This window comes from Paraburkholderia sp. BL25I1N1, assembly GCF_003002025.1.
Classification (GTDB): Bacteria; Pseudomonadota; Gammaproteobacteria; order Burkholderiales; family Burkholderiaceae; genus Paraburkholderia.
This window is the reverse complement of the sequence record NZ_PVZB01000014.1, coordinates 232,978-255,833: the sequence shown is the minus strand read 5'-3', so window position 1 is coordinate 255,833 and position 22,856 is coordinate 232,978. Positions and strand designations below refer to the sequence as shown.

Here is a 22,856-nt window from a genome sequence, read left to right as displayed (position 1 = left end):
CGTTTCGGAACCATCAACCTGAACCAGCAGGAATGAGCGGATCATGTGTTACCCATGTCTCCGCACACCTGTTACCCATGTCTCCGGTCGATACAGGTGCATAAAAAAACCCGCCGGCAAGGGCGGGTCTTTCCTGAAGCGAACACAAACGGAAACGAGCTTACTTCAACGCCTCGAACGCACGCTCACGAATTTCGTCGACGCTGCCGAGGCCCGAAATGCGCCGATACTGCGGCGCGGCCAACGGAGTCGACGAATCGCCGTTCTTCGCCCAGCTGTTGTAGTACTCGATCAGCGGCTTGGTTTGCGCCTCGTACACTTCCAGACGCTTCTTGACGGTTTCTTCCTTGTCGTCGTCGCGCTGGATCAGCGGTTCGCCGGTCACGTCGTCCACGCCTTCCACCTTCGGCGGATTGAACTTGACGTGATACGTACGGCCGGACGCCGCGTGCGAGCGGCGGCCGCTCATGCGCACGATGATCTCGTCGAACGGCACGTCGATCTCCAGCACGTAGTCGATCGGAACGCCGGCCTGCTTCATGGCTTCAGCTTGCGGAATGGTGCGCGGAAAACCGTCGAACAGATAGCCGTTCGCACAGTCCGGCTGCTGCAGACGCTCTTTCACCAGATTGATGATCAGTTCGTCCGTGACCAGTTCGCCGGCATCCATGAAGCGCTTCGCTTCGAGGCCGAGCGGCGTGCCGGCCTTGACGGCCGCGCGCAGCATGTCGCCGGTGGAAATCTGCGGAATGCCGAATTTTTCCTTGATGAAGTTTGCCTGAGTGCCCTTGCCCGCGCCGGGTGCACCCAAAAGGATCAAACGCATGTGATATCTCCAGATCTATGTGAATTCTTGGGTGGCGCTGCGGACATCCCACGAAAAGTCGAAGGACCCGCATCGGCTGCCGTTTGGTCTCGCGCTGCACGTCGACGACGGCGCTGCAAGACGGTAACGGCGCGACCGGGCAAACCCTGACTCTCGCGTGTAGCGGGAGGCGCGCACAACCGTCCGATTATGCCATGGGTTTTTACGCTCAAGACCCGAATAAGGCCTGCACGCGCGCGAGATCGGCGGGTGTGTCGACGCCGGGCAGCGGCACGTCGTGCGTGACAAGCACCGCGACCCGTTCGCCATGCCACATCGCGCGCAGTTGTTCGAGCGCTTCGACCTGTTCGATCGGCGAAATCGCAAGGCTGGGGTACGTGCGCAGGAATTGCGCGCGATAGGCGTACAGCCCGATATGCCGATGAACCACCGCGGGCGCGGGCGGCGCGGGCATTGACGCGACGTTCGGCCAGTGCGGCTGGTAGGCGTCGCGTGCCCAGGGAATCGGCGCGCGTGAGAAATACAGCGCGACGCCGCGCGCGTCGAGCACGACCTTGACGACGTTCGGATTGAAAATTTCCGCGGGGTCGGTGATCGGGTGCGCGGCGGTGGCGATCGCGCAGTCGTGGTTCGCTGCAAGGTGCGACGCAACGCCGCACACGAGCGCCGGATCGATCAGCGGTTCGTCGCCCTGCACGTTGACGACGATCGTGTCGTCGCTCCAGCCGAATTGCGCCGCGACTTCCGCGAGACGGTCCGTGCCGGACGGATGGTCCGCGCGCGTGAGTACCGCTTCGAAGCCGTGCTCGCGGGCGGCGTCGAGCACCGCTTGCGCGTCCGAGGCGATCAGCACCTGCTGCGCGCCCGATTCGCGCGCGCGTTCGGCGACCCGCACCACCATCGGCTTGCCGCCGAGGTCCGCGAGCGGCTTGTTGGGCAGACGCGTCGAGGCAAGTCGAGCCGGCACGACGGCGATGAACGGGGGAGTGGCGGTGTTGGCGTGGGTCATCAGCGAGGCAAGCGCAAAGACGGGCGGTGATAAAGCCGGAAGAAAGCGACCACGCATGCAGCGCGGCTGTGGACAGGCAAAACGACGAAAGCAGATCGCGGCACGGGGCACGCCTTAACACTGCCGCCGCGTGCGAGGGCAGCGAGGCTCAGGCCACGGAGCCCGGATTCAGATCCACCGGTGTGCCTTCCACCGTCTGCCGCGCTTCGTCGACCAGCATGACGGGAATGCCGTCGCGAATCGGATAGGCCAGCTTGTCCGCGTTGCAGATCAGCTCCTGCGCGGCGCGATCGTAGCTGAGCGGGCCCTTGCAGATCGGGCAAACGAGAATTTCAAGCAGGCGAGCGTCCACGAACTTTCTCCACAACTAGTGCAATGAGGCGATGATCGAGCGCGGCTTCGACCGGGACAACCCAGATGCGCGCGTCGTGCCAGGACCCCAATTTTACCGCATCCTTTTCCGTTATCAGGATGGCGTCGGCGTCCACGTCGGTAAAAGGATTGCGCTCGAACGCGTAATGATCAGGCAAGGCGCGCGTGGCGGGCGTGAGGCCGGCGGCGCGCAACGTCGCGAAAAAACGCTCCGGCGCGCCGATGCCGGCCGCGGCCAGCACGCGATCGCCGCTGAATTGCGCGAGCGGACGGCGCAACGCGGGATTGTCCAGATGCCATGCGTCGGCGGGCGCGAGTTGCAGCGCGAAGGTATTCGGCCACGCCGGCAGCGTGCGCGCGTACGGATCGTTGATGAGCGTGGCGTCGCGGCGTCGCGACAGCGGCTCGCGCAGCGGTCCGGCCGGCAGCAGGAAACCGTTGCCGCCGAGCCGGTGATCGAACACGACCAGTTCGGCGTCGCGTTCGAGCCGGTAGTGCTGCAAGCCGTCGTCGCTCACGATCACGTCGACTTCGCGGTGCGCGGCGCACAGCGCCTGCGCAGCCGCCACGCGATCCGGACAGACCCACACTGGCGCGCCGGTACGGCGCGCAATCAGAAGCGGTTCGTCGCCGCCGACGCTTGCCGCCGAGGTCGGCGTGACCCGCGTCGGCGATTTCACGCGCGCGCCGTAGCCGCGCGACACCACGCCGGGTTTGAAGCCCGCGGCGCGTAACGCTTCGACCAGCGCGATCACGGTCGGCGTCTTGCCGGTGCCGCCGACGGTCACATTACCGACCACCACCACGGGCACCCCGATGCGCACCGATTTCAACCAGCCGAACGAAAAGGCGGCGCGGCGCGCGGCGGCAATTGCGCCGAACACACAGGCAAGCGGCGACAGCGCCCAGGCAAGCGGCCCGCGCTGCTGCCATTCGCGCGCAAGGCGTGCCTCGAGACGGTCGCTGACGCCGCTCATGGGCACGTCGCGCAAACAACCGGCGCGCCGCTCGGACAAAGGTAGCCGGATGGCGGCGTGAAGGAGCTAGGCGCAATACGCGGGGCAAGCATCAACGCGGTTCTCCGGACTATGAAAGTGAGGTGAAAAATGAATCTGCGTGGCATGGCGGCCGGCGTGCGCAGTGTGCCGCAATGCTGGACGCCCCGGCGCGTTCGGCATGCCGTCGAGCCCGCCACTCTAGCGCGCCGGCGTCCCGCCCGGCAAGTCGCGCGCCGCGCGCCGCGCGACGAGGTAGCGCTTCCAGCGCGGCCCGCAGCCTGTGGATAACTTTGTGGAGAACCTGCCGTCCCACGGGCGCAAAGGGCCGTTCCGTGCGCCCGGTATCGGCAGTCATTCTCTTTAATGAGATGTAAACGCCATATAAATCAACGACATGCCTACAATTCATGCGGCCGGGCGGGCGATCTGGCGGGATCTGTCTAGCCGGTCCCGCCATGTGGACACTTTTAACAATTCGAGCGCCGCGCTGGACGCGGATGGCCGGTCGGTCTATCGTCTGTCCGGCCAGCCACACTTATTCCTCGCATGAATCCCGAAAGCCCTTTTTCCTCGTCGGCGACGCCCGGCGGCGAAGTCGTCGTTCCCGTTTCTGCACTCAATCGTGCGATCGGCACGATGCTGGAACGTTCGTTTCCTCTCGTCTGGGTTGCCGGCGAAGTGTCGAACTTCACGCGCGCCGCGAGCGGTCATTGGTATTTCTCGATCAAGGACGCGCAGGCGCAGATGCGCTGCGTGATGTTTCGAGGGCGGGCGCAATACGCCGAATTCACGCCGCGCGAGGGCGACCGCATCGAAGTGCGCGCGCTGGTGACGATGTACGAGCCGCGCGGCGAACTGCAGTTGAACGTGGAAGCGGTGCGGCGCACCGGCCAGGGGCGTCTCTACGAAGCGTTCCTCCGGCTGAAAGCGCAACTCGAAGCTGAAGGTCTTTTTGCCGCTGAACGCAAACGCGCGCTGCCGTCGCATCCGCGTTCGATTGGGATCGTCACGTCGTTGCAGGCCGCGGCGTTGCGCGACGTCCTGACCACGCTGTCGCGGCGCGCGCCGCACATTCCGGTGATCGTCTATCCGGCGCCGGTGCAGGGCGTCGGCGTGAGTAGCAAGCTGGCGGCAATGGTCGACGCCGCCAACGCACGGCGCGAGGTCGACGTGCTAATCGTGTGCCGCGGCGGCGGCTCGATCGAAGACTTGTGGGCGTTCAACGAGGAAGTGCTGGCGCGCGCGATCGCGGAAAGCGCGATTCCCGTGGTGAGCGGCGTGGGCCACGAAACCGATTTCACCATCGCCGACTTCGCCGCGGACGTACGCGCACCGACGCCGACCGGCGCCGCCGAACTCGTCAGTCCGCAGCGCGTGCTGCTCTTGCGCGAACTCGATCATCGTCACGCGACGCTCGCGCGCGGCTTCGGCCGCATGATGGAGCGGCGTGCCCAGCAACTCGACTGGCTCGCGCGCCGGCTGGTGTCGCCCGCCGAGCGGCTCGCGCGGCAACGCACGCATTTGCAGCAATTGAGCGTGCGGCTCGCGTCGGCGGGCGCGCGTCCGGTGCGTGACGCACGAGCGCGGTTTTCGCTGCTGCAGATGCGCTGGCAGCGCTGGCGTCCCGATCTCGCCGGGCATCAGGCAAAACTCGGCAATCTTTCGCAACGTCTGGACGCGGCTTTGTTACGCCAGCATGAACGTCAGACCGCACGCATCGACACGCTCGCCGCGCGTCTCGAAGTGCTGAGTCCGCAGCGTACGCTTGAGCGTGGATACGCTGCCGTGCTCGATGCGCAGAGCGGGCGAGCGGTGCGCGCGCCGTCGTCGCTGAAGCCGGGGCGGCGTCTCACGGTGCATCTCGCGGAAGGCGCCGCGGACATCGCGCTGGCCGATGTGCAACCACGCCTGACCGACGGTTTCTGACACTTCGCCGACGGCATCCGCAGCCGTACTTTTGACCGTCTCGAGCCTTGGGCACACGGTGTGCGCCAGCACTAATTGCGCTGTGAATGCGGCATGTTCGCCGATGCCGGGCATAAAGTCCGTTGGTTTGCGGGGTTATTCCAACTCGCCTACAATCGAGTGCTCAAAAGCGTTATCCGCAGACTCCCCCACAACAGATACAGACAGAAGGAAAGATCATGGAACATACGCTCCCGCCGCTGCCGTTCGCGAAAAACGCACTCGTTCCGCACATGTCGGAAGAGACGCTCGAATATCACTACGGCAAGCATCACCAGACCTATGTCACCAACCTGAACAATCTGATCAAGGGCACGGAGTTCGAGAACCTGTCGCTTGAAGAAATCGTCAAGAAGGCATCGGGCGGCGTGTTCAACAACGCAGCTCAAGTGTGGAATCACACCTTCTTCTGGAACAGCCTGTCGCCGCAAGGTGGCGGTGCGCCGACCGGCGCGCTCGCCGACGCGATCAACGCCAAGTGGGGTTCGTTCGACAAGTTCAAGGAAGAATTCGCCAAGACCGCAGTCGGCACGTTCGGCTCGGGCTGGGCATGGCTCGTGAAGAAGGCCGACGGCTCGCTCGACCTGGTCTCGACGAGCAACGCCGCAACGCCGCTGACCACGGACGCCAAGGCACTGCTGACAATCGACGTGTGGGAACACGCCTACTACATCGACTATCGCAATGCGCGTCCGAAGTTCGTCGAAGCGTATTGGAACATCGTCAACTGGGCATTCGCGTCGAAGAACTTCGCGTGAGTTTGCCGGTGAGTTTGAAGGCAGCGCTGCTGGCGGGATGATCCGGTCACGGCGTCGAGCGTCAGGCTCCCTGGAAGTTGCTGGAAGAAAGCCCTCGCATGCGAGGGCTTTCTTTTTTTCTGGCCTGGTCTGGCTTGCTGGCGCGCACAGGTGCGTCGAAGCGTCCTGTCTCGGCCTCCGCCAGAGATGCATAGGATTGCTTTTCACACGACACGCCGCCTGAATCTTGTCACAGTTCGTAACGGCGCCAGACCTTCCAATTGGCATTCAGCCTGCCGACGCCGCGTCCGGATGGCGGCGGAAAAAATACGGTAACTATCTCGTAAACAAAGCACGCGTAAATTGGCCTAACGTATGGTTTCCCTATGAAGAAACGTGCGCCACCATGATCTCAAGTCCTAAATCGATACGCGTCGCACTGCCTGTGGCAGCGGTCGCGCTCGCGCTCCTCGGCGGTTGCGCGGTGGCGCCGCCGAGTGGTCCTTCCATCGTCGCGCTGCCGCGCAGCGGCGAGCCGCTCGATCAGTTCCAGCAGGACGACTACACCTGTCGCGACTACGCGTATCGCTCGACCAACGCGACCGGCGCCTCGCAGGCCGCGACCACGAACAGCGTCAACAGCGCGGCTATTGGCACGCTCGGCGGTGCCGCTGTCGGTGCGCTCATCGGCGCGGCGGCGGGCAATGCCGGCGCGGGTGCGGCGATTGGCGCGGGCAGCGGCTTGCTGGTCGGCGGCGCCGCCGGCGCGAACGGCGCGCAGTATGCCGGCGGTAGCCTTCAGGCGCAGTACGACGCGGCATACGCGCAGTGCATGACGTCCAAGGGCAATACGATTTCGCAACCGCAAGTGCCGGTCTACGTGCCGCAGCCTGTGTACGCGCCGCAACCGGTATATGTTGCGCCGCCGCCGCGTTACTACGGGCCGCCGCCGGTAATGTATTCCCCCTATCCGTACTACTGATCGAATTCCGCGGGGCACACTCATCCGCTGAATCGCGTCGCCCTCATGTATTGCCTCGGATGGCGGAGAGAGGCGACACGATGGCGATAAACGCCTTTGCAAACGGCGTACGGTTAATCAGCCGTAAGTGCGATGAAGGTATTCAGCGAGCGGGAGCCGCGCGTGGCGGACTCTTCTCTTGCGGCTCGCGACTGAGTCACGGCGCGCACCCGTCGTTGTGCGCAGCCGACCGTCGCGCCGTTCAGGAGACGAGGCGATCATGCGAATCTCGCAAGCTGGCGTTGAGGCCTCCGGGCTGGGCGCGTGGACCCGTCGGGGCACGATAGTGGCGCTGATCGCCGTCGCCTCCTGTTTCGCGTCGTGTGGCGGCGGTGGTTCTGGCGGCACGTCCGGGGTGGGCTCCGGGTCGGCGAGCGGAAGCGGAAGCGGCACATCGGGCGGCTCGGATTCAGGTTCGGGTAGCACAGGCAGCAGCGGTACAGGTTCGGGCACCGGCTCGACCAACGGCACCGGCACTGGAACAACCGGCACCGGCAGCACGCCGTCAGCGGTGACGGCCTACGCCACCGACGTCCTCATGCATCACAACGATATCGGCCGCACTGGTCAGATGCTCGCCGAGACCACCCTCACGCCGGCGAACGTCAATTCGGCGAGCTTCGGCAAAGTCGCGTTTCTTGCCGCGGACGGCAAGGTCGACGGGCAGCCGCTCTTCGTCACCAGTCTGTCGATCGGCGGCACGGCGCACGACGTGGTGTACGTGGTCACCGAACACGATAGCGTCTACGCGTACGACGCCGCCTCTTTCGCGCAACTGTGGAAGGTCTCGTTGATCGGCAGCGGTGAAACGCCCAGCGACGACCACGGATGCCCGGACATCACCCCCGAGATCGGCATTACGTCGACGCCGGTCATCGACCGCAGTCGCGGCACGAATGGCGTGCTGTATGCCGTGGCCATGACGAAGGACAGCGGCGGCGGCTACCATCACAGGCTGCACGCGCTCGATCTGGCCACCGGCGCCGAAGTGCTCGGCGGCCCGACGGAAATCGCGGCGACTTATCCGGGCAACGGCGCGGGCAGCGTCAACGGTGTGATTACCTTCAACCCGTCGCTGCATACGGAGCGCGCCGCACTCACGCTGGTCGGCGGCAACATCTACATGGGGTGGACCGCGCACTGCATGGGGGGTTCGTACACCGGCTGGATGATGGTGTATAGCGCCGGCACGCTGAAACAGACCAGCGTGCTCAACATCACGCCGAACGGCAGTCAGGGCTCGATCTGGATGGCCGGCTCGGGCATGGCGTCGGACGGCACGTCGCTCTACGTCGTGGACGGCAACGGCACGTTCGGCACCACGCTGAACGCGGCGGGTTTTCCGGTCGACGGCGACTTCGGCGACTCGATGATGAAGCTCTCGTTGGGCACTCTGCAGGTCACCGACTATTTCGCGATGTCGGATGTCGTCACGCAAGCGGCCACCGACAACGATTTCGGCTCGGGTGGCGCGATGGTCCTGCCGGATCAGACCACGGCAAGCGGCGTCGTCAAGCATCTGGCGGTGGCGGCCGGCAAGGACAACCACATCTACGTCGTCGATCGCGATTCAATGGGCAAATTCAACCCGACGTCGAACAATATCTGGCAGGAGCTGATCGGTACGCTGGCCGGTGGCATCTGGGGATCGCCCGCTTACTACAATGGCGTGGTCTATTACGGCGGCCTGAACGACAACCTGAAAGCATTGCCGGTCTCGGGGGCGTTTCTCGCGACGACGGCCGCATCGAGGAGCCCGACCACGTTCCCCTATCCGGGGGCGACGCCAGCCGTATCGGCGAACGGCGCGAGCAATGGGATAGTCTGGGCGGCGGAAAACGGCACGACCGGCGCTTTGCATGCCTATAACGCGGGCAATCTTGCTGTCGAGTTGTACAACAGCAACCAGGCCGGCACGCGCGATCAATGGGGCGCGGGCAACAAATTCATCACGCCGATGATCGCGCGCGGCAAGGTATATGTCGGCGCGACTAACGGCGTGGCAGTGTTCGGCTTGTTGTGAGCGGAAAGGAGCGCGAAGGCTTGTTGTTTCCGCTGAGCCTGGGTAGCGGCACCCGCCTCGGCACCGCTACACGTCACGCCGAATGAATCACCCTCACTCCGCGTCGCTCGTCGCGGCCGTCTTACGCGGACGACGACTGCGCGCCGCGGTTTTGCGCGCGGCCTTTTTTGCCGGCGCGGGCGCTTCTTCCGCTGTGGCAGTCGCTGCCGGCGCTTCAGCAGGCGCGGCGATTTCCGGAATGTCGTCAATGCTTCGCGGCGCGGTCTTCTTCGCTTTCTTCGCAGCGGTCTTGCGTGGCGCGCGTTCATTGCGACGCTTGGGCTGCTTGGCGCTCGTATCACGCTCGTCCGCCGGGCTCCCAGAGCTGTCCGGTTCTTCGGCCGTCACGGTTTCCCGCGCCGCCCATGGCGCTTCCGGCTCTGCCCAAGGCGTTTCCTGCGGCTCAAAAATGAACTCGGCATTTTCCGGCGTTTGCGCGAGCACATCGTCCGGTCGGGGCCGACTGCTGACGCCCTGTTCGACGGCCGGGCGCTCTTCTTGAACAGCCTCATGTTGGCCGCGTCCTGCTTTGCGATTACCTCGCCCGCGACGGCGCGACTCGTGTTTGCCGCCGGACTCGGCGATCACCGTTTCGGCGACCTGCGCCTCATACAATTGTTCCGCCGACTCAACGATTTCAGCAGGTTCGCCCGTGTTGTCGCTGGCCACATTCGCAGCCGTGCTCCGATACACATAGGCACCCGACTTCTCGTCACGGCCGAACTCGAGCAGCCCGCGCGCATGCGCTTCTTCAAGCAGATTGCCGAAAGCGCGAAAGCCGTAGTACGTCTCGTTGAAATCCGGCTTGCGGCGCTTGATCGCGTTCTTCAGCACCGACGCCCAGATCTTGCCGCTGTCGCCGCGTTCGGAGGCGAGTGCGTCGAACGTTTGCACCGCGATCTCGACCGCCTTGGTGCGGCGTTTTTCGAGGTCTTCCTTGTTGCGGGTCTTTTCCTCGTCGGGCGCGCGTTTGGCCGCCGGCTGGGCGGCTTGTTGCGGGCGTGGCGACTCGCGCTTGGCGACCGTGCGCTGACTCTCGCGCACGAGGTCGTCGTAGAAGAAGAACTCGTCGCAGTTCGCGACCAGTAGATCGGAGGTGGATTGCTGCACGCCGACGCCGATCACCTGCTTCGCGTTCTCACGCAGCTTCGACACCAGCGGCGAAAAATCCGAGTCGCCGCTGATGATCACGAACGTATTGACGTGCGATTTCGTGTAGCAGAGGTCGAGCGCGTCGACCACGAGCCGGATGTCGGCGGAATTCTTGCCCGATTGGCGCACGTGGGGAATCTCGATCAATTCGAAATTGGCCTCGTGCATCGCACCTTTGAAACTCTTGTAGCGATCCCAGTCGCAATACGCTTTCTTCACGACAATGCTGCCCTTGAGCAGCAGACGTTCGAGCACCAGCTTGATATCGAACTTGTCGTACTTCGCGTCGCGCACGCCGAGCGCGACGTTTTCGAAGTCGCAGAATAGCGCCATGCTGACGGTTTCGTTGGATGACGCCATGGTTTTCTCCCTTGAAGCGATTGTCGAATTCGACGAATCGCGACCATGATAGCGATTCCAGCGGAGGTGATCAGCTTTTGTGTTGCGGGCGCACCGACGCGCACGGCACCAACTCGCGACGACGCGCGGTTCTTGTGACGTTCTCCAAGGTTTTTGCAGGCCAGTCGACGTTGTGTCTGAACGGTTCCCCGGTCACAGCTCGATGGCGTTGGATAGCGGCGAATCGACCGTGCGGGCCACTTCGTCACCTATCCCCGTGATACGACGCGACATTCAGCGCAGCGCGTGCTTCCAGCACCTCGTCGACGAGACCGTACGTCTTCGCGGACTGTGCTGACATGAAGTTGTCGCGGTCGGTGTCGCGGGCGATTTCCTCGATGCTGCGCCCGGTGCGCTCCGCCATCATGGCATTCAGCCGCTCGCGCAAATAGAGCACTTCCTTGGCCTGAATTTCGACGTCTGCCGCCGTGCCCTGGCTGCCGCCCGACGGCTGGTGAATCATGATGCGCGCGTTGGGCAGCGCATACCGCTTGCCGCGTTGGCCGGCGGTCAGCAGAAAGGTGCCCATGCTAGCGGCGAAGCCGGTGCACAAGGTCGATACCTCCGGTTTGATGAACTGCATGGTGTCGTAGATCGCGAGGCCGTCGTACACCGAACCGCCCGGCGAATTAATGTAAAAAGAAATATCCTTGTCAGGGTTCTCGGACTCCAGAAACAGCAGCTGCGCGACAATCAGACTGGCCGATTGCTCGTTCACGGGCCCGACCAGAAACACGATGCGCTCGCGCAGCAAACGCGAATAGATGTCGTAGGCGCGCTCGCCGCGGCCGGACTGCTCGATCACCGTGGGCACGAGGCCGAGGCCGGTAATGGTTGGGTAGCTGGAATGCATATTGACCTCGTGTATGCGGCGTGGGTGACCGCGGGGTATGCGGAGCGCATGGCTTCATGGCACAAAGCCTCCAGGCTCTGCCTCCGCCGATCCGGAACCTGCGCATTCATTGCGCGGGTTGTTGTCCCTATGACGATGCGACGCAGCGCGACGTGACAGAAAGAAATATTTTTTTGCGAGGCTGTCACATCGTTGGATGCCCAGACGTCAAGACAAAATGAGTCAGGATGTCGGCGCGCGCCCGGTTCACTTCGCAGGCAGGGCGCCGCGCGCTTTTCACCACGCACGATCTGGAGGTCTGCATATGACGGAACAAGGAATCGACAAGGCATCCAGTTTCGAGGCCGCGCGAGCCCGCCTGCTTGCGCTGGCGTACCGCATGCTCGGCAGCCGCGCGGAAGCGGAAGACGTGGTGCAGGACGTGGCGTTGAAATGGCACCTCGCGGACACGCAGGAGGTGCAGGTACCCGCCGCATGGCTCACCACAATCACCACGCGTGTGGCGATCGACAGGCTGCGGCGCGTGCAGCGCGAACGCGCGTCCCAAGCCGCCGGCTGGTTGCCGGAGTTGTGGCTCGACGAGGTGGCGCCATCGGCAGAAGAACTGGCCTTGCGCGCGGCAGAGATGTCCTACGGCGTGATGTTGCTGCTCGAGCGCCTGAAACCCGACGAACGGGCCGCGTTCGTGCTGCACGAAGCCTTCGATTGTGACTACGCGGAAATCGCCGCCATACTCGAACGAACGCCGGCAACGTGCCGCCAGATCGTCCATCGGGCCAAGGCGCGCGTGCAGCGCGCGGGCGCGCCGATCGAGCCGCCGGATCCCGCAGCGCATGCACGGATCGTGGAGCGCTTGCGCACGGCGCTGGAGGCCCAAGATCGGGCCAGTCTATTGCAACTCTTCACTGACGCGCCTCAAGTGGTCAGCGACGCGCCGGTGTGCGCAGCGGTGAACACGTGCGAACCGGCGGCGGCAGGGTGGATGGACACGGTCACGTCGCTGGTCGAGCACGCGAGCAACGCGGAGACAGTGTCGGTGGCGGGCACATTGTGTATTGCGCTGCTTTTCGAGGGCGACGTCGTCGGGGTGCTCGACGTGTCCGCGAACAGCCTGGGAGATGGCTCAACGAAGATCGTCTCCATGCGCGTGGTGACGAGCGCGGCGCGTCTGCAGGCCACCAACAGCATGCTGGGCCGCGCGGCGGTCAGGCAACTGCTTGCGCGGATCCAGCAGCGCGCTATGAGCTCAGTTGCGGTGGGCCGCGACTTCCCAGTTGATGTCCACGCATAGCACCTGTGTGCCCGTCGGTGTGTGCGCGGCGATCGAGGCGGTCACGCACAGATGCGCTTCGTTAATGGACAGATAAGGCGGCGTGAGATGCACCTGGCCGGGCGTACGCATCGCCTGGATAAAGTATGGCCGGCGTTCCCAACTAGCGCCTTCCGAATGCAGCAGCGGGCGGAAACGCTTGGCGCGTTGCGAGGCGCGCCCCGGCGGGAGCACGTTGTCGCCGATCTGCCGGCCCGACCCGTCGAGCACGAAGCAACGCGCCGTCTCGCCGAGCATTAGAAGCGGCGCGGTGGCTTGTGCTACCGACTCGCCGGCCACCAGTTGCGCGGCTGCCGTTTCGAGCGCCGTGACATACGGTGCGAGCCGCGCCGATTGTGCGTGTTCACGCGCGGTGACCCGCGCGCGCAGCGCCGCGGAAAGCGAGTCCATCAAGCCGGCCGCCGCTTGCGGTTTGACCGGTTCGACGCTCGGGCCCGCGAAGAACGCGCCTTGCACGAAGTCCACGTTGCATTCCAGGGCGATCAGCGCATCGCGTTCGGTGCTCAGGCCGCCCATCAGCACCAGTTGGCCGGATTCGTGCAGCAGCGAGACGAGGCCGGGCAGCACGCGCTCAATGTGCGAATGTTCGCTGGCTTGCGCGAGAATGCAGCGGTCGAGCGTAACGATATCCGGCCGCAGATTCCACACGCGGTCAATGTTCGAATGTTTCGCGCCGAAGCCGTCGAGCGCGATCAGGAAGCCGGATTTACGCAGCGCATCGACGATCTCGGCGAAGCGCGTCGTTTCACCGCCTGCCTGTTCGGACACTTCAAGCACTACGCGCTGCGGCGGCAGGCCGAGCGCCTTGAGGCCCGCGAGCAGCGCGTCGCCGTAACTCGTGTCCATCAGCGCTGCAGGGTGCAGGCTCAGGAAGAGCCATTCGTCGTGGCTGTCGAACGCGTTGAAGTTGCCCAGGTGCAGCGACTCGGCGAGCCGCCCGAGTTCGAGCAGATCGCCGCGTCGCGCGGCTTGCGTGAAAACATCGTGGGACGGCACTTGCAGCGCGTGTTCGTCGTGAGCGCGCAGCGAAGCGTGATAGCCGATCGCGCGCCGGTGCGACACGGAGAAAACCGGCTGGAACACGCTGAACACGGTGTAGCCGCCGTACAGAACGGTGCGCCGGGAGCCTTCGTCGCCGGCCATTGGGCGGGGAGGCTGGAAGCCGGGAGGATCGAGGTCGATCATGCTCATCATGTCAGTCGTGTGGAGTTGGCTGCGCGCCTGCATGCTAGGCACTGGTTCGCACGCGCAAAATGTGAGTTTACAGGATAGAAGAGCAAGAACTATGCGCGTGCGGAAACACAGCACGCATGCCGGATTGTCCCCCACAGATAAGACGTTTGTGCGCCAGCAGGGGCGCGGCGATGGCGATTCGCACTTTGCTGGTGCGGCCCGCGCCCCGTTGCGGGTCGGCGGCGGGCCGGCGGCCAGGGTCGCTGCGCATCAGGTTCGCTCGGACGGGTCGGTCTTTTTCGCGGGCGTGCGGATGTCCGGCGACAGTTGCGCGAAGATCCACGACGAGCCTGCCGTGATGATCCCGACACACAGGAACGTCGCGTGAAACGCGGGCAGCGAGTTGGCGGCCGTCACGCGCGGCAGCAGACCGGTGAAGGTGGCGAGCAGGGCGCCGGCCACGGTCACGCCGAGACTCATCGACAGCATCTGGACCAGCGAAAACAGGCTGTTGCCGCTGCTCGCGCCACCGGTGCCCAGGTCCTTGAGCGTCAGCGTGTTCATCGCGGTGAACTGGATCGAGTTGACGGCGCCGAAGAACGCCAGCTGCACGAGGCGCAGCCACAGCGGCTGGTTCGCGGTGGTGAGCGCGAAGCTCGCCATGGTCAGGCCGACCAGCACCGTGTTGACGATCAGTACGCGCCGATAGCTGTGCTTGATGATCAGGCTCGTCACGAGGCGTTTGGACGCCATGCCCGCCGCCGCTACCGGCAGCATCAGCATGCCGGCTTCGAAGGCGCTATAGCCGAGACTCACCTGCAATAGCAGAGGAATCAGATAGGGCATCGCGCCGCTGCCGATCCGCGCGAACAGATTGCCGAGCAGGCCGACGCTGAAGGTATGGATCTTGAAGAGGTCGAGCGAGAAAATCGGCGAGGGCTCGCGCACGGCGTGCAAGCCGTAGGCGACGAAGCAGGCGAGGCTCAGGATCAGCAGCACCAGCACCGTGGCGTGCTGAATGCCGAACTCGGTACGGCCGTCGAGCGCGAACGAGATCGCCACCATGCCGACGACCAGCAGCAGATAGCCTTTCATGTCGAACTTGCCGACGTGTTCGTTGCGGCTATCCGGCATGAAGATGAACGTGGCAATGCAACCGACGATCCCGACCGGCACGTTGATCAGAAAGATCCAGTGCCATGAGGCGATCTTCACGAGCCAGCCGCCGAGTGTGGGGCCGATCAGCGGCCCGATGAGACCCGGAATCGCCACGAACGAGAGCGCCGGCAAATAGCGTTCGGCTGGAAAGGTGCGCAGCACGGCGAGCCGTCCCACCGGCAGCAGCATGGCACCGCCAACGCCCTGCATGATCCGGAAGGCCACCAGTTGATTCAGCGTGCGCGCGTTCGCGCACAGCAACGAGGCGATCGCGAACACGAGGATCGCGCTGAAGAAGACGCGGCGCGTGCCGAGCTTGTCGGCGAGCCAGCCGGACACCGGGATCATGACGGCCATCGTCAGCGAATAGGCGATCACCACTGATTGCATGCGCAACGGCAACTCGCCGAGGCTCGTCGCCATCGCGGGGAGCGCGGTGTTGACGATGGTCGAGTCGAGCGTCTGCATGAAGAAGCCGGTGGCAACGACCCACAGCATCACGGTGAGCGAGCGGGGCGAAGGTGTACTCGACGTACTGGATGCGGCGGCGGGCGGAGTCGGCGTGAACATGGAGGGCGGCTGGGCGCGCAGGGACGGGCTGTGGGACTCGCTATTCTAGGGAAAAGCGCGGGCCGGCGCTCGTTCAGCGCTCAGTCCGACGCCGGCAACGCCGCCGCCGCGCGAAAGAATGCCTGCGCACGCGGATCGTTACCGAATGCGATGTGAATCCTGGTCCACGGACTCATTTCCATATTCGGCCGGAAGTGATTGCCCGGCACGACGGTCACCCCCAGCGGCACGCCGCATTCCACCAGCCGTTCCGCATTGCCGACATGCGGCACGCGAGCCCACACGAATTTCCCGCCCGCGGGCTTGTCGAAAATTTCCCAGCCCGCGTCTTCGAGCGTCTGAATGGTCGAGCCGAGCGCGTCGCGCATGCGCCGGCGCAGGCGCTCCAGATACTTGCGATACGCGCCGCGCTCCAGCATCGCCACGGCGACCGCTTCGGCAAAACGCGAGCCGCCGATGCTCGTCAGCATCTTGATGTCGACCAGATCCTTGATGATCGCGTGGCTCGCGACCACACAGCCAATCCGCAGCGACGACGACAACGTCTTCGACAGTCCGCCCACATAGACCACGTGTTCGAGCTGGTCGAGCGTGGCGAGGCGATCGGTGATGTCGGTCTGAAAATCGGCGTAGATGTCGTCTTCGATGATCGAGAAGCCATGCTCGCGCGCCAGCTGCAGCAGCCGGAAGGCCACCGGCGGCGCCACGTTGGTGCCCGTCGGATTGTGGAACACGGTGTTGACGAACAGCAGCTTGGGCCGATGCGACTTCAACTGCTCCTGCATCACGTCCAGATCGGGACCATTGCGTGTGCGCGGAATGCCGACCAGTTTGACGCCGTGCAGCTTCAGCAGACCGTGCAGGTTGTAGTAACCGGGGTCTTCGACAAAGATCGTGTCGCCTGCCTTCAGCATGTAGCGCATCAGCAGATCGAGCGCCTGGCTTGCGCCGTTCGTGATGAGAATCTGCGAGGTGTCCGCCTGAATCCCCAACTGGCCGATGCGGCTTTGCAGATGCTCGCGCAACGTCAGGTTGCCGAGCGGGGTGGCGTAATCGACCATGCTCGCGAGATCGGTCCGCGAGACGTGGCGGATTGCCTGCGCGATGCTGTCCGCGTCGCGCCACGCTTCGGGGACAAAGCCGCTGCCGAGCTTGAGCGTTTCGCCCGGATGGTTGAATTGCTGCAAAAGATGGTCCGACTCGTCCTCGGCGCGGCGGGGATCCGAGGAGCCTTGGCACTGCGTGCTTGCCGGCTGGCGATCGGCGACATAGAAACCGGAGCCGTGGCGCGAGTCGACGTAGCCGAGCGACACCAGCCGGTCATAAGCCTCGATCACCGGAAAGCGGCTCACGCCGTAGTCGGCGGAAAACTGGCGAATCGACGGCAGCTTCGAGCCGGGGTGGGCGATGCGCGAGCGAATCCACGCCGTGACGCCAGTGACGATCTGTTCGGTCAGCGGTACGCCATTGTCCCGATCGAGTTGGATTTCAAGCTTCATGAGAATCTTCCTTCGCCGAACCGCCGAACCGCCGACTGATGCGGCTGAACTCTGCGCCACCAAACCGGCTGCGCGCGCCAACTGTCCGGTTTTTCAACTGAACAGTTCCGATAGAAGTGTTCGGAACTGTGCATGGGTCTCCGATCATCGCACGTCAATAATCGGTACAACAGAAAAGTTCTTTGAAGGAGAGAGCGATGCGTGAAGTCCGGATTTTCGAATTGGAACATGACGAGCCCGCGACGGCCTGGCGTGTCGCGCGTCCGTCGATCTTCAAGGTCATCTCGGGCGAGATCTGGCTGACCATCGAGGGCGACAGCGAGGATCACTGGCTCGCGACCGGCCAGTCGATCGAACTGCCGCGCCGCGCAGTGGCGTGGATCAGCGCGGGTCAGGCCGGCGCGCGCTTTGCGCTGGCGAGCGGCTCCGAGCGCACCGCAACGAAGCCGATTTCAGGCTCGCCAGTGTTGAACTGGCTGCCGCGCTGGCTCGGCGCGGCCTGACGAATCGCCAGGCTTATCCAGCCGGGTCTGTAGCGTCTCAGTTCGGCCCGGCAGCTTCATATTCCCCGATGTAACGCGCGCGCGGCCGGATCAGGCGGCCGTCGCGCGTCTGTTCCATGGCGTGCGCAATCCAGCCGACCACCCGGCCGACCGCGAACAGCGTAAACGCGGCGCCCGCCGGCAACCCCAGCACTCGCTCGATGGCGGCAAGCGCGAAGTCCACGGTCGGCTCCGCGCCGGTCGTATCGCGCACCGTGCGCGCCAATCGAAGCACTTCAGGCAACGGTGAACGCGCCGGCGCGCAGTCGGCGAGCATGGCGAACAACAGCCGCGCCCGCGGGTCGCCGTCCGGATACAGCGGATGACCGAAGCCCGACAGCACCGGCCCGTGCGCGCCATGTTCGACGCGCGCGAGGCGGTTCGCCAGATAGCGGTCGAGATCGGGCGCGCGCGAGGCTTCTTCGAGCAGCGCGGCGATGCGCACTGTTTCGCCGCCATGCCGCGGGCCCGACAACGCCGCGAGACCTCCCGCCACCGCGCCGAACAGATGCGTGCCCGTCGACGTGATGCAGCGCACCGTGAAGGTGGACGCATTCAACTCATGGTCCGCGCAGGCCACCAGCGCCGCGCGCAGCAAGCCGGCCTGCTGGCGGTTACGCACATGCCACGCTAAAGCCAGTTGCCGATGCAGCGGCTCGTTCGACGGCGCCGCCGAGATCATCGCGGCAGCCAGCAGCCGCATGACGGCGCAGGCTGTATCGAGTTGCGCATCGCGGCCGAGTGCCCACACGCGCGGCATTTGCGCCGCTGCGGCCGGCAGCAGCACGAGCGCGCGATCGAGCGGCGTACTGTCGCCCCACAGCTTGAGCCACGCGGCCCATTGAGCGTTGGCGAACGGCACGGCCGGCGCGTCGGTAATGCGCCGTGTGCTGCATTCCCACAGCAGCGCCGCGACGTCCTCGAGCGATGCGCTTTGCGCCAGTTCCATCGCATCGTGCCCGCGATATAGCAGGCGTCCGTCGGCGACCAGCGTGATGGACGATTCGAGCACAGGCACGCCCCAGTCCAGCACCTTCTGCGCGACCTTGCCCGCGCGCTTGCCGTCTTCCTTGCGGCGCGCGAGGCGCCGCACTTCGCCCGCGTCGTAGAGACGATGCTTGCCCTGCGCATCCGGCGACGAGCTCAGCATGCCCCGGCTCACATAAGCGTACAGCGTGGGCAAGCTGATGCCGAGCGCAGCGGCGGCTTCAGCAGCGGTCATGGCGTTAGAGGTTGGCATGGGTCGGCATGAGTCGGCATGGAAAGAAGCGCAAACCGAAGAAATCAATATATATTGATTATCATAATCAAGATTGATTGCGGCGGGGCGAAATTCTAGACTCGGTTCACCTCCTCCTGCTTCGCCAAGGACGACATGACACCTGAACTCGCTCTCAAACACATCTGGACCCTCGCCGGATGCGACCCAACCGCGCTGCGTTCCGTGACGCTGACCGGCGCTGATCCAGGCTTGCCGTCGATCTACCGGGTCGGCAGCCTGGCCTCGGCGAGCATCGCCGCGACCGGTCTTGCGGCAGCCGACTATCAGCGCCTGCGCACGGGGCACAGGCAGCACGTGACGGTGGAGATGCGGCGCGCGCTGGCGTCGTTTCGCAGCGAGCGCTATCTGCGTGTCGACGACGGGCCGCCGCCCGCCTTGCGCGATCCGGTGATGGGTTTCTATGAGACACGCGACGGGCGCTGGATTCAACTCCATACGAATTTCGCGCATCACCTGCGGGGCGTATTGCAGATACTCGGTTGCGAGAACGATCCTGTTGCCGTGGCCGCCGCGATTCGCAACTGGGACGGCGCGACGCTCGACCAGACGCTCGCTGACGCCGGCCTCTGCGCGGCGTTGATTCGCACGCCCGACGAGTGGGCCGCGCTCGATCAGGCGAAAGCCATCGCGGGCTTGCCGCTCTTCGAAATCGAGCGTATCGGCGACGCGCCGGCCGAGCCGCCGCGCGAGCGCGGCGCGGAGCGGCCGCTGGCGGGAGTACGCGTGCTGGATCTGTCGCGCATCATTGCCGGGCCGGTGGCCGGGCGGGCGCTCGCGCAGCATGGCGCCGACGTATTGATGATCAACGGACCGCATCTGCCGAACATCGCGCCGCTGGTGATCGACAACGGACGTGGCAAGCGGTCGGCTCTCGCCGATCTGCGCGACGCGGCGGGGCGTGAGATGTTGCGCGGCCTGGTCGCCGACGCCGATGTATTCCTGCAGGCATATCGCCCGGGAGCGCTGGCCGCACGCGGTTTCGGTCCGGAGGAACTGGCGCGTGTGCGGCCAGGGATCGTCTACGTTTCGGTGTCGGCGTATGGGCACGAAGGGCCGTGGGCGCAACGGCGTGGGTTCGATAGTCTGGTGCAGTCGGCAAGCGGAATCGCCTTCACCGAGCGGCAGGCGGCGGGGTGGAACGAGCCGAAGCATTTGCCGTGTCAGGCGCTGGATCATGCGACCGGTTATCTCGCGGCATTTGGCGCGATGGTCGCATTGGCGCGGCGGGCTACCGAAGGTGGAAGCTGGCATGTGCGCGTCTCGCTCGCGCAAACGGGCCGGTGGCTGCAATCGTTCGGGCAGATTGCCGATGGCTGGCAAGCGCCCGACGTCACGCTCGACGACGTGCGCGATTGCCTTGCGACAGTGGAGTCGGAGTTCGGGCGCGTGCTAGCCGTGCAGCCGGCTGAGGCTTTGGACAAGACGCCTGCTTACTTCGCGCTGCCGCCGGCCCGAATAGGCGCCCATGAGGCTACGTGGACGTGAGGACTTCAGGTCAGCTGGCCTGCGGCGAGGCGTGTGCCGACACACAACCAACGCACGCCCCGCGCACAGCGCAGAAGGCCATCTATTTCCTCAACTCCGCCACGAAGTCGTAGTAATCGTTACGGCAGTACGTATCGGTCAACTCGATCGCGCGCTGATCGGCGGTGTAGCCCACGCGCGTGATCAACAACAGCGCCTCGTTCGGCGCGATGCTCATTTGCTGCGCGATTTCCTCGCTCGCGTTCACCGCGCGAAAATGCTGCAACGCGCGGACAATCGTCAGTCCACGATTCTCCAGATACGTGTACAACGAATCGCCAATCGCCTGGGGATCGGGAATCACCGCGGCGGGGAAGGTGGAATTCTCGACGGCCATCACGATGCCGTCGGCCATTCGCAAGCGCCGCAACCGGGTCACCGCCGCCGCCGGCGATAAGCCGAGCTGAATCACCTCGTCGCGGTTGGCCGGCAAAATTTCGCGCGACAACCACTTCGAACTCGGCGTGAAACCGCGTCGGCGCAACATTTCGCTAAAGCTCGACAGACGCGACAGCGGATCTTCGTAGCGTGGTGTGATGAAACTGCCCGCGCCCTGAGTGCGTCGAATCAAACCCTGCTCGACCAGCAAGGCGATCGCCTTGCGTGAGGTGATGCGCGATACGCCGAGCGCCTCGGAGAGCACGCGCTCCGAAGGCAGCGCCTCGCCCGCGTTCCAGCGGTTCTCGTGGATGGCGGCGCCGAGCTTGCGAGCCAGTTGCAGATATAGCGGCGTGTCGTTTTCCGGGTCCGGGCGCAGGTCGCGCCAGCGGTCTTCCGAGGCAGAGGTCATGGAGCTCACGCAAGAAGGGCAAGCGGCAATTCTATGACATCGGCGCGCTGTGTTATAGCGGGCTTTTGCCTGGTGTCCGATCGAATGCCCGTTAAACCGCTAAACTCGTCGCTATGATTTTTCACGGCACGCGCCGCGCATTCGCTTGCGCAGCGATATTGCCGACCGCTGAGCCACTTCGAGGAGTCAGCATGACGAGCGACATCGCAAGCGTAAGCCTGCCCGACGGCGAACGCGTTCCGAAACTGGGGCAAGGCACTTGGGGGATGGGAGAGATGCCGGCGCGCCGTGCCGCTGAGATCGACGCGCTGCGTTGCGGCATCGAACTCGGCATGACGTTGATCGATACGGCGGAAATGTACGGCGACGGTGCGACTGAATTGCTACTCGGTGAAGCGCTGGCCGGATTGCGCGACAACGTGTTTCTGGTCAGCAAGGTGTATCCGCACAACGCCAGCCGGCGCGGCGTGATCGCGGCCTGCGAACAGAGCCTCAAGCGTCTGAAGACCGATCAGCTCGATCTGTATCTGCTGCACTGGCGCGGCTCGGTGCCGCTCGCGGAGACGGTCGAGGGCTTCGAGGCGTTGCGCCGCGCGGGCAAGATCCGCCATTGGGGCGTCAGCAACTTCGACACCGAGGACATGGAAGAACTCGTCGCCACACCGGGCGGCGATGCCTGCGCGACCAATCAGATTCTCTACAACGTGGCGCGCCGCGGGCCGGAGTTCGATCTGCTGCCATGGCTCGCCTTCCGCAAGATGCCAAGCATGGCGTACAGCCCGGTCGATCACGCACGCTTGCCGAAACGCTCGCCGCTCGACGATATCGCCGACGCGCGCGGCATTTCGGTGGTTCAGGTCGCGCTTGCGTGGGTGCTGCGTCAGCCCGGCGTGTTGGCGATTCCGAAGGCGGCGCGCGTCGAGCACGTGCGCGACAACTATGGCGCATTGCAACTGCAACTCGGCGCCGATGAACTGGCCGCTATCGACGCTCACTTCAAACCGCCGCGCGGCAAGCGGCCGCTCGAAATGCTGTAAGCGCGACGCGCCTTGTCAGTTGCAGCTGTGGTGCATGTGGACGGAGCCGAGCACCGCGACTTCCGCGGGCGTGTGCCTGAGCGAATCCTCGTTGACCTGGCCGGCGTCCGCGACGAATTCGTCGACGATCGACGACACCTGCACGTTGCGCAGGCACAGCGACACGCGCTGCGTTTCATTGGCGGGCAACGCGCTGCGCTGACCGAGGAGCAGCACCCCATACTGATAGCCGTGGATGATGCCGCGAATCGCGCCAACGCATTGACCTTGCGCGACGTTGTCGGTTTTCTGCTTACAGGTTTGCGCGAGCGAATACGCGGAGAAGGTGGGGTCGACCGGCGGGGCGGCTTGCGACAGCGTCGGCGAGAGCGGCTGTGCCGCTTGTGCCGTTTGCGTCGATGTTTGCGCCGACGTTTGCGCATGAGCGAGCGATGCGAGGCCGAGCGCCGCAGCCATCACCAGACCGGTGGCCACGCGCGCCGCGGAGCGGGGGACGTTTCGTTGCATGTTTGTGGTGCCCTCATATCGAACGTTGAATCTGATATGAGGCGATCGCG

Annotated in this window: 20 protein-coding genes; 8 read left to right on the top strand and 12 right to left on the bottom strand. The window is 64.6% G+C overall.

Translation table 11 applies throughout. The features are described from left to right. Positions 1-160 precede the first annotated feature (160 nt). The 4 genes from adk to lpxK form a co-directional block, all read right to left on the bottom strand. The gene (gene adk / locus B0G73_RS22390; RefSeq protein WP_106283450.1) at positions 161-826 is read right to left on the bottom strand and encodes an adenylate kinase; all 666 of its coding nucleotides are present in this window, start codon (positions 824-826) and stop codon (positions 161-163) included. Between the two features lie 208 nt (positions 827-1,034). Beyond that, positions 1,035-1,835: a 3-deoxy-manno-octulosonate cytidylyltransferase gene (kdsB, locus tag B0G73_RS22385; protein WP_106283449.1), complete on the bottom strand. Its 801-nt coding sequence runs from the start codon at positions 1,833-1,835 to the stop codon at positions 1,035-1,037. Between the two features lie 148 nt (positions 1,836-1,983). Continuing rightward, entirely contained in the window at positions 1,984-2,187 is a 204-nt protein-coding gene (locus tag B0G73_RS22380) for a Trm112 family protein (RefSeq protein ID WP_007180583.1), read from the bottom strand. Continuing rightward, a complete protein-coding gene (gene lpxK, locus B0G73_RS22375) occupies positions 2,168-3,184 on the bottom strand; it encodes a tetraacyldisaccharide 4'-kinase (protein WP_106283448.1) in 1,017 nt (338 codons plus the stop codon). Before lpxK ends, B0G73_RS22380 begins: the two co-directional genes overlap by 20 nt. Before the next feature lie 567 nt (positions 3,185-3,751). On the opposite strand from lpxK, the gene xseA reads away from it, so the two are divergent. From xseA to B0G73_RS22355, 4 genes are all read left to right on the top strand, one after another. Beyond that, entirely contained in the window at positions 3,752-5,131 is a 1,380-nt protein-coding gene (gene xseA, locus B0G73_RS22370) for an exodeoxyribonuclease VII large subunit (RefSeq protein WP_106283447.1), read from the top strand. 218 nt (positions 5,132-5,349) lie between these two features. Beyond that, positions 5,350-5,928, top strand: a complete 579-nt coding sequence (sodB, locus tag B0G73_RS22365) for a superoxide dismutase [Fe] (RefSeq protein WP_106283446.1) — start codon at positions 5,350-5,352, stop codon at positions 5,926-5,928. 385 nt (positions 5,929-6,313) lie between these two features. Then, entirely contained in the window at positions 6,314-6,889 is a 576-nt protein-coding gene (locus B0G73_RS22360) for a YMGG-like glycine zipper-containing protein (RefSeq protein ID WP_106283445.1), read from the top strand. Between the two features lie 259 nt (positions 6,890-7,148). Continuing rightward, positions 7,149-8,951, top strand: coding sequence for a pyrrolo-quinoline quinone (locus B0G73_RS22355; RefSeq protein WP_106283444.1), 1,803 nt, complete (start codon positions 7,149-7,151; stop codon positions 8,949-8,951). Positions 8,952-9,044: 93 nt separating this feature from the next. Here B0G73_RS22355 and B0G73_RS22350 read toward each other — a convergent pair whose 3' ends face one another. Further along, a complete protein-coding gene (locus B0G73_RS22350) occupies positions 9,045-10,502 on the bottom strand; it encodes an NYN domain-containing protein (RefSeq protein WP_106283443.1) in 1,458 nt (485 codons plus the stop codon). A gap of 244 nt (positions 10,503-10,746) precedes the next feature. Continuing rightward, entirely contained in the window at positions 10,747-11,394 is a 648-nt protein-coding gene (gene clpP, locus B0G73_RS22345) for an ATP-dependent Clp endopeptidase proteolytic subunit ClpP (RefSeq protein WP_106283442.1), read from the bottom strand. 304 nt (positions 11,395-11,698) lie between these two features. Here clpP and B0G73_RS22340 point away from each other — a divergent pair, with 304 nt between their 5' ends. Continuing rightward, entirely contained in the window at positions 11,699-12,685 is a 987-nt protein-coding gene (locus B0G73_RS22340; protein WP_106283441.1) for a sigma-70 family RNA polymerase sigma factor, read from the top strand. On the opposite strand, the gene B0G73_RS22335 is transcribed toward B0G73_RS22340, so the two are convergent. From B0G73_RS22335 to B0G73_RS22325, 3 genes are all read right to left on the bottom strand, one after another. Further along, positions 12,641-13,915 (bottom strand): EAL domain-containing protein, encoded by a 1,275-nt coding sequence (locus tag B0G73_RS22335; RefSeq protein ID WP_106283461.1) that lies wholly within the window; start codon positions 13,913-13,915, stop codon positions 12,641-12,643. The genes B0G73_RS22340 and B0G73_RS22335 overlap by 45 nt on opposite strands. A gap of 252 nt (positions 13,916-14,167) precedes the next feature. After that, a complete protein-coding gene (gene mdtD, locus B0G73_RS22330) occupies positions 14,168-15,625 on the bottom strand; it encodes a multidrug transporter subunit MdtD (protein ID WP_106283440.1) in 1,458 nt (485 codons plus the stop codon). An 80-nt stretch (positions 15,626-15,705) separates the two neighbouring features. Beyond that, complete coding sequence (locus tag B0G73_RS22325) at positions 15,706-17,124, bottom strand: PLP-dependent aminotransferase family protein (RefSeq protein ID WP_106283439.1); 1,419 nt, start codon at positions 17,122-17,124, stop codon at positions 15,706-15,708. Positions 17,125-17,321: 197 nt separating this feature from the next. On the opposite strand from B0G73_RS22325, the gene B0G73_RS22320 reads away from it, so the two are divergent. Beyond that, positions 17,322-17,627, top strand: coding sequence for a DUF2917 domain-containing protein (locus B0G73_RS22320; RefSeq protein ID WP_106283438.1), 306 nt, complete (start codon positions 17,322-17,324; stop codon positions 17,625-17,627). A 37-nt stretch (positions 17,628-17,664) separates the two neighbouring features. Here B0G73_RS22320 and B0G73_RS22315 read toward each other — a convergent pair whose 3' ends face one another. After that, positions 17,665-18,906 carry a citrate/2-methylcitrate synthase gene (locus tag B0G73_RS22315; RefSeq protein WP_106283437.1) on the bottom strand — a complete coding sequence of 414 codons (1,242 nt, stop codon included), beginning with the start codon at positions 18,904-18,906 and terminating at the stop codon, positions 17,665-17,667. Between the two features lie 135 nt (positions 18,907-19,041). Here B0G73_RS22315 and B0G73_RS22310 point away from each other — a divergent pair, with 135 nt between their 5' ends. Then, positions 19,042-20,433, top strand: a complete 1,392-nt coding sequence (locus tag B0G73_RS22310) for a CoA transferase (RefSeq protein ID WP_106283436.1) — start codon at positions 19,042-19,044, stop codon at positions 20,431-20,433. An 82-nt stretch (positions 20,434-20,515) separates the two neighbouring features. Here B0G73_RS22310 and B0G73_RS22305 read toward each other — a convergent pair whose 3' ends face one another. Continuing rightward, entirely contained in the window at positions 20,516-21,262 is a 747-nt protein-coding gene (locus B0G73_RS22305) for a GntR family transcriptional regulator (RefSeq protein WP_012434145.1), read from the bottom strand. A gap of 191 nt (positions 21,263-21,453) precedes the next feature. Between B0G73_RS22305 and B0G73_RS22300 the strand changes: the two genes are divergently transcribed. Beyond that, complete coding sequence (locus tag B0G73_RS22300) at positions 21,454-22,299, top strand: aldo/keto reductase (protein WP_106283435.1); 846 nt, start codon at positions 21,454-21,456, stop codon at positions 22,297-22,299. 15 nt (positions 22,300-22,314) lie between these two features. Here the strand turns inward: B0G73_RS22300 and B0G73_RS22295 are convergent, their stop codons facing one another. After that, positions 22,315-22,806: a Rap1a/Tai family immunity protein gene (locus tag B0G73_RS22295; RefSeq protein WP_106283434.1), complete on the bottom strand. Its 492-nt coding sequence runs from the start codon at positions 22,804-22,806 to the stop codon at positions 22,315-22,317. Positions 22,807-22,856 lie beyond the last annotated feature (50 nt).

What these genes read in the sequence shown, in the direction of transcription:
- lpxK (WP_106283448.1), bottom strand. Translation starts at nt 3,184, where the DNA reads ATGAGCGGCGTCAGCGACCGTCTCGAGGCACGCCTTGCGCGCGAATGG.
- B0G73_RS22360 (WP_106283445.1), top strand. Translation starts at nt 6,314, where the DNA reads ATGATCTCAAGTCCTAAATCGATACGCGTCGCACTGCCTGTGGCAGCG.
- B0G73_RS22340 (WP_106283441.1), top strand. Translation starts at nt 11,699, where the DNA reads ATGACGGAACAAGGAATCGACAAGGCATCCAGTTTCGAGGCCGCGCGA.
- B0G73_RS22315 (WP_106283437.1), bottom strand. Translation starts at nt 18,906, where the DNA reads ATGCCAACCTCTAACGCCATGACCGCTGCTGAAGCCGCCGCTGCGCTC.
- B0G73_RS22310 (WP_106283436.1), top strand. Translation starts at nt 19,042, where the DNA reads ATGACACCTGAACTCGCTCTCAAACACATCTGGACCCTCGCCGGATGC.
- B0G73_RS22305 (WP_012434145.1), bottom strand. Translation starts at nt 21,262, where the DNA reads ATGACCTCTGCCTCGGAAGACCGCTGGCGCGACCTGCGCCCGGACCCG.
- B0G73_RS22300 (WP_106283435.1), top strand. Translation starts at nt 21,454, where the DNA reads ATGACGAGCGACATCGCAAGCGTAAGCCTGCCCGACGGCGAACGCGTT.
- xseA (WP_106283447.1), top strand. Translation starts at nt 3,752, where the DNA reads ATGAATCCCGAAAGCCCTTTTTCCTCGTCGGCGACGCCCGGCGGCGAA.
- B0G73_RS22325 (WP_106283439.1), bottom strand. Translation starts at nt 17,124, where the DNA reads ATGAAGCTTGAAATCCAACTCGATCGGGACAATGGCGTACCGCTGACC.
- B0G73_RS22295 (WP_106283434.1), bottom strand. Translation starts at nt 22,806, where the DNA reads ATGCAACGAAACGTCCCCCGCTCCGCGGCGCGCGTGGCCACCGGTCTG.
- sodB (WP_106283446.1), top strand. Translation starts at nt 5,350, where the DNA reads ATGGAACATACGCTCCCGCCGCTGCCGTTCGCGAAAAACGCACTCGTT.
- B0G73_RS22335 (WP_106283461.1), bottom strand. Translation starts at nt 13,915, where the DNA reads ATGAGCATGATCGACCTCGATCCTCCCGGCTTCCAGCCTCCCCGCCCA.
- B0G73_RS22350 (WP_106283443.1), bottom strand. Translation starts at nt 10,502, where the DNA reads ATGGCGTCATCCAACGAAACCGTCAGCATGGCGCTATTCTGCGACTTC.
- clpP (WP_106283442.1), bottom strand. Translation starts at nt 11,394, where the DNA reads ATGCATTCCAGCTACCCAACCATTACCGGCCTCGGCCTCGTGCCCACG.
- mdtD (WP_106283440.1), bottom strand. Translation starts at nt 15,625, where the DNA reads ATGTTCACGCCGACTCCGCCCGCCGCCGCATCCAGTACGTCGAGTACA.
- kdsB (WP_106283449.1), bottom strand. Translation starts at nt 1,835, where the DNA reads ATGACCCACGCCAACACCGCCACTCCCCCGTTCATCGCCGTCGTGCCG.
- B0G73_RS22320 (WP_106283438.1), top strand. Translation starts at nt 17,322, where the DNA reads ATGCGTGAAGTCCGGATTTTCGAATTGGAACATGACGAGCCCGCGACG.
- adk (WP_106283450.1), bottom strand. Translation starts at nt 826, where the DNA reads ATGCGTTTGATCCTTTTGGGTGCACCCGGCGCGGGCAAGGGCACTCAG.
- B0G73_RS22355 (WP_106283444.1), top strand. Translation starts at nt 7,149, where the DNA reads ATGCGAATCTCGCAAGCTGGCGTTGAGGCCTCCGGGCTGGGCGCGTGG.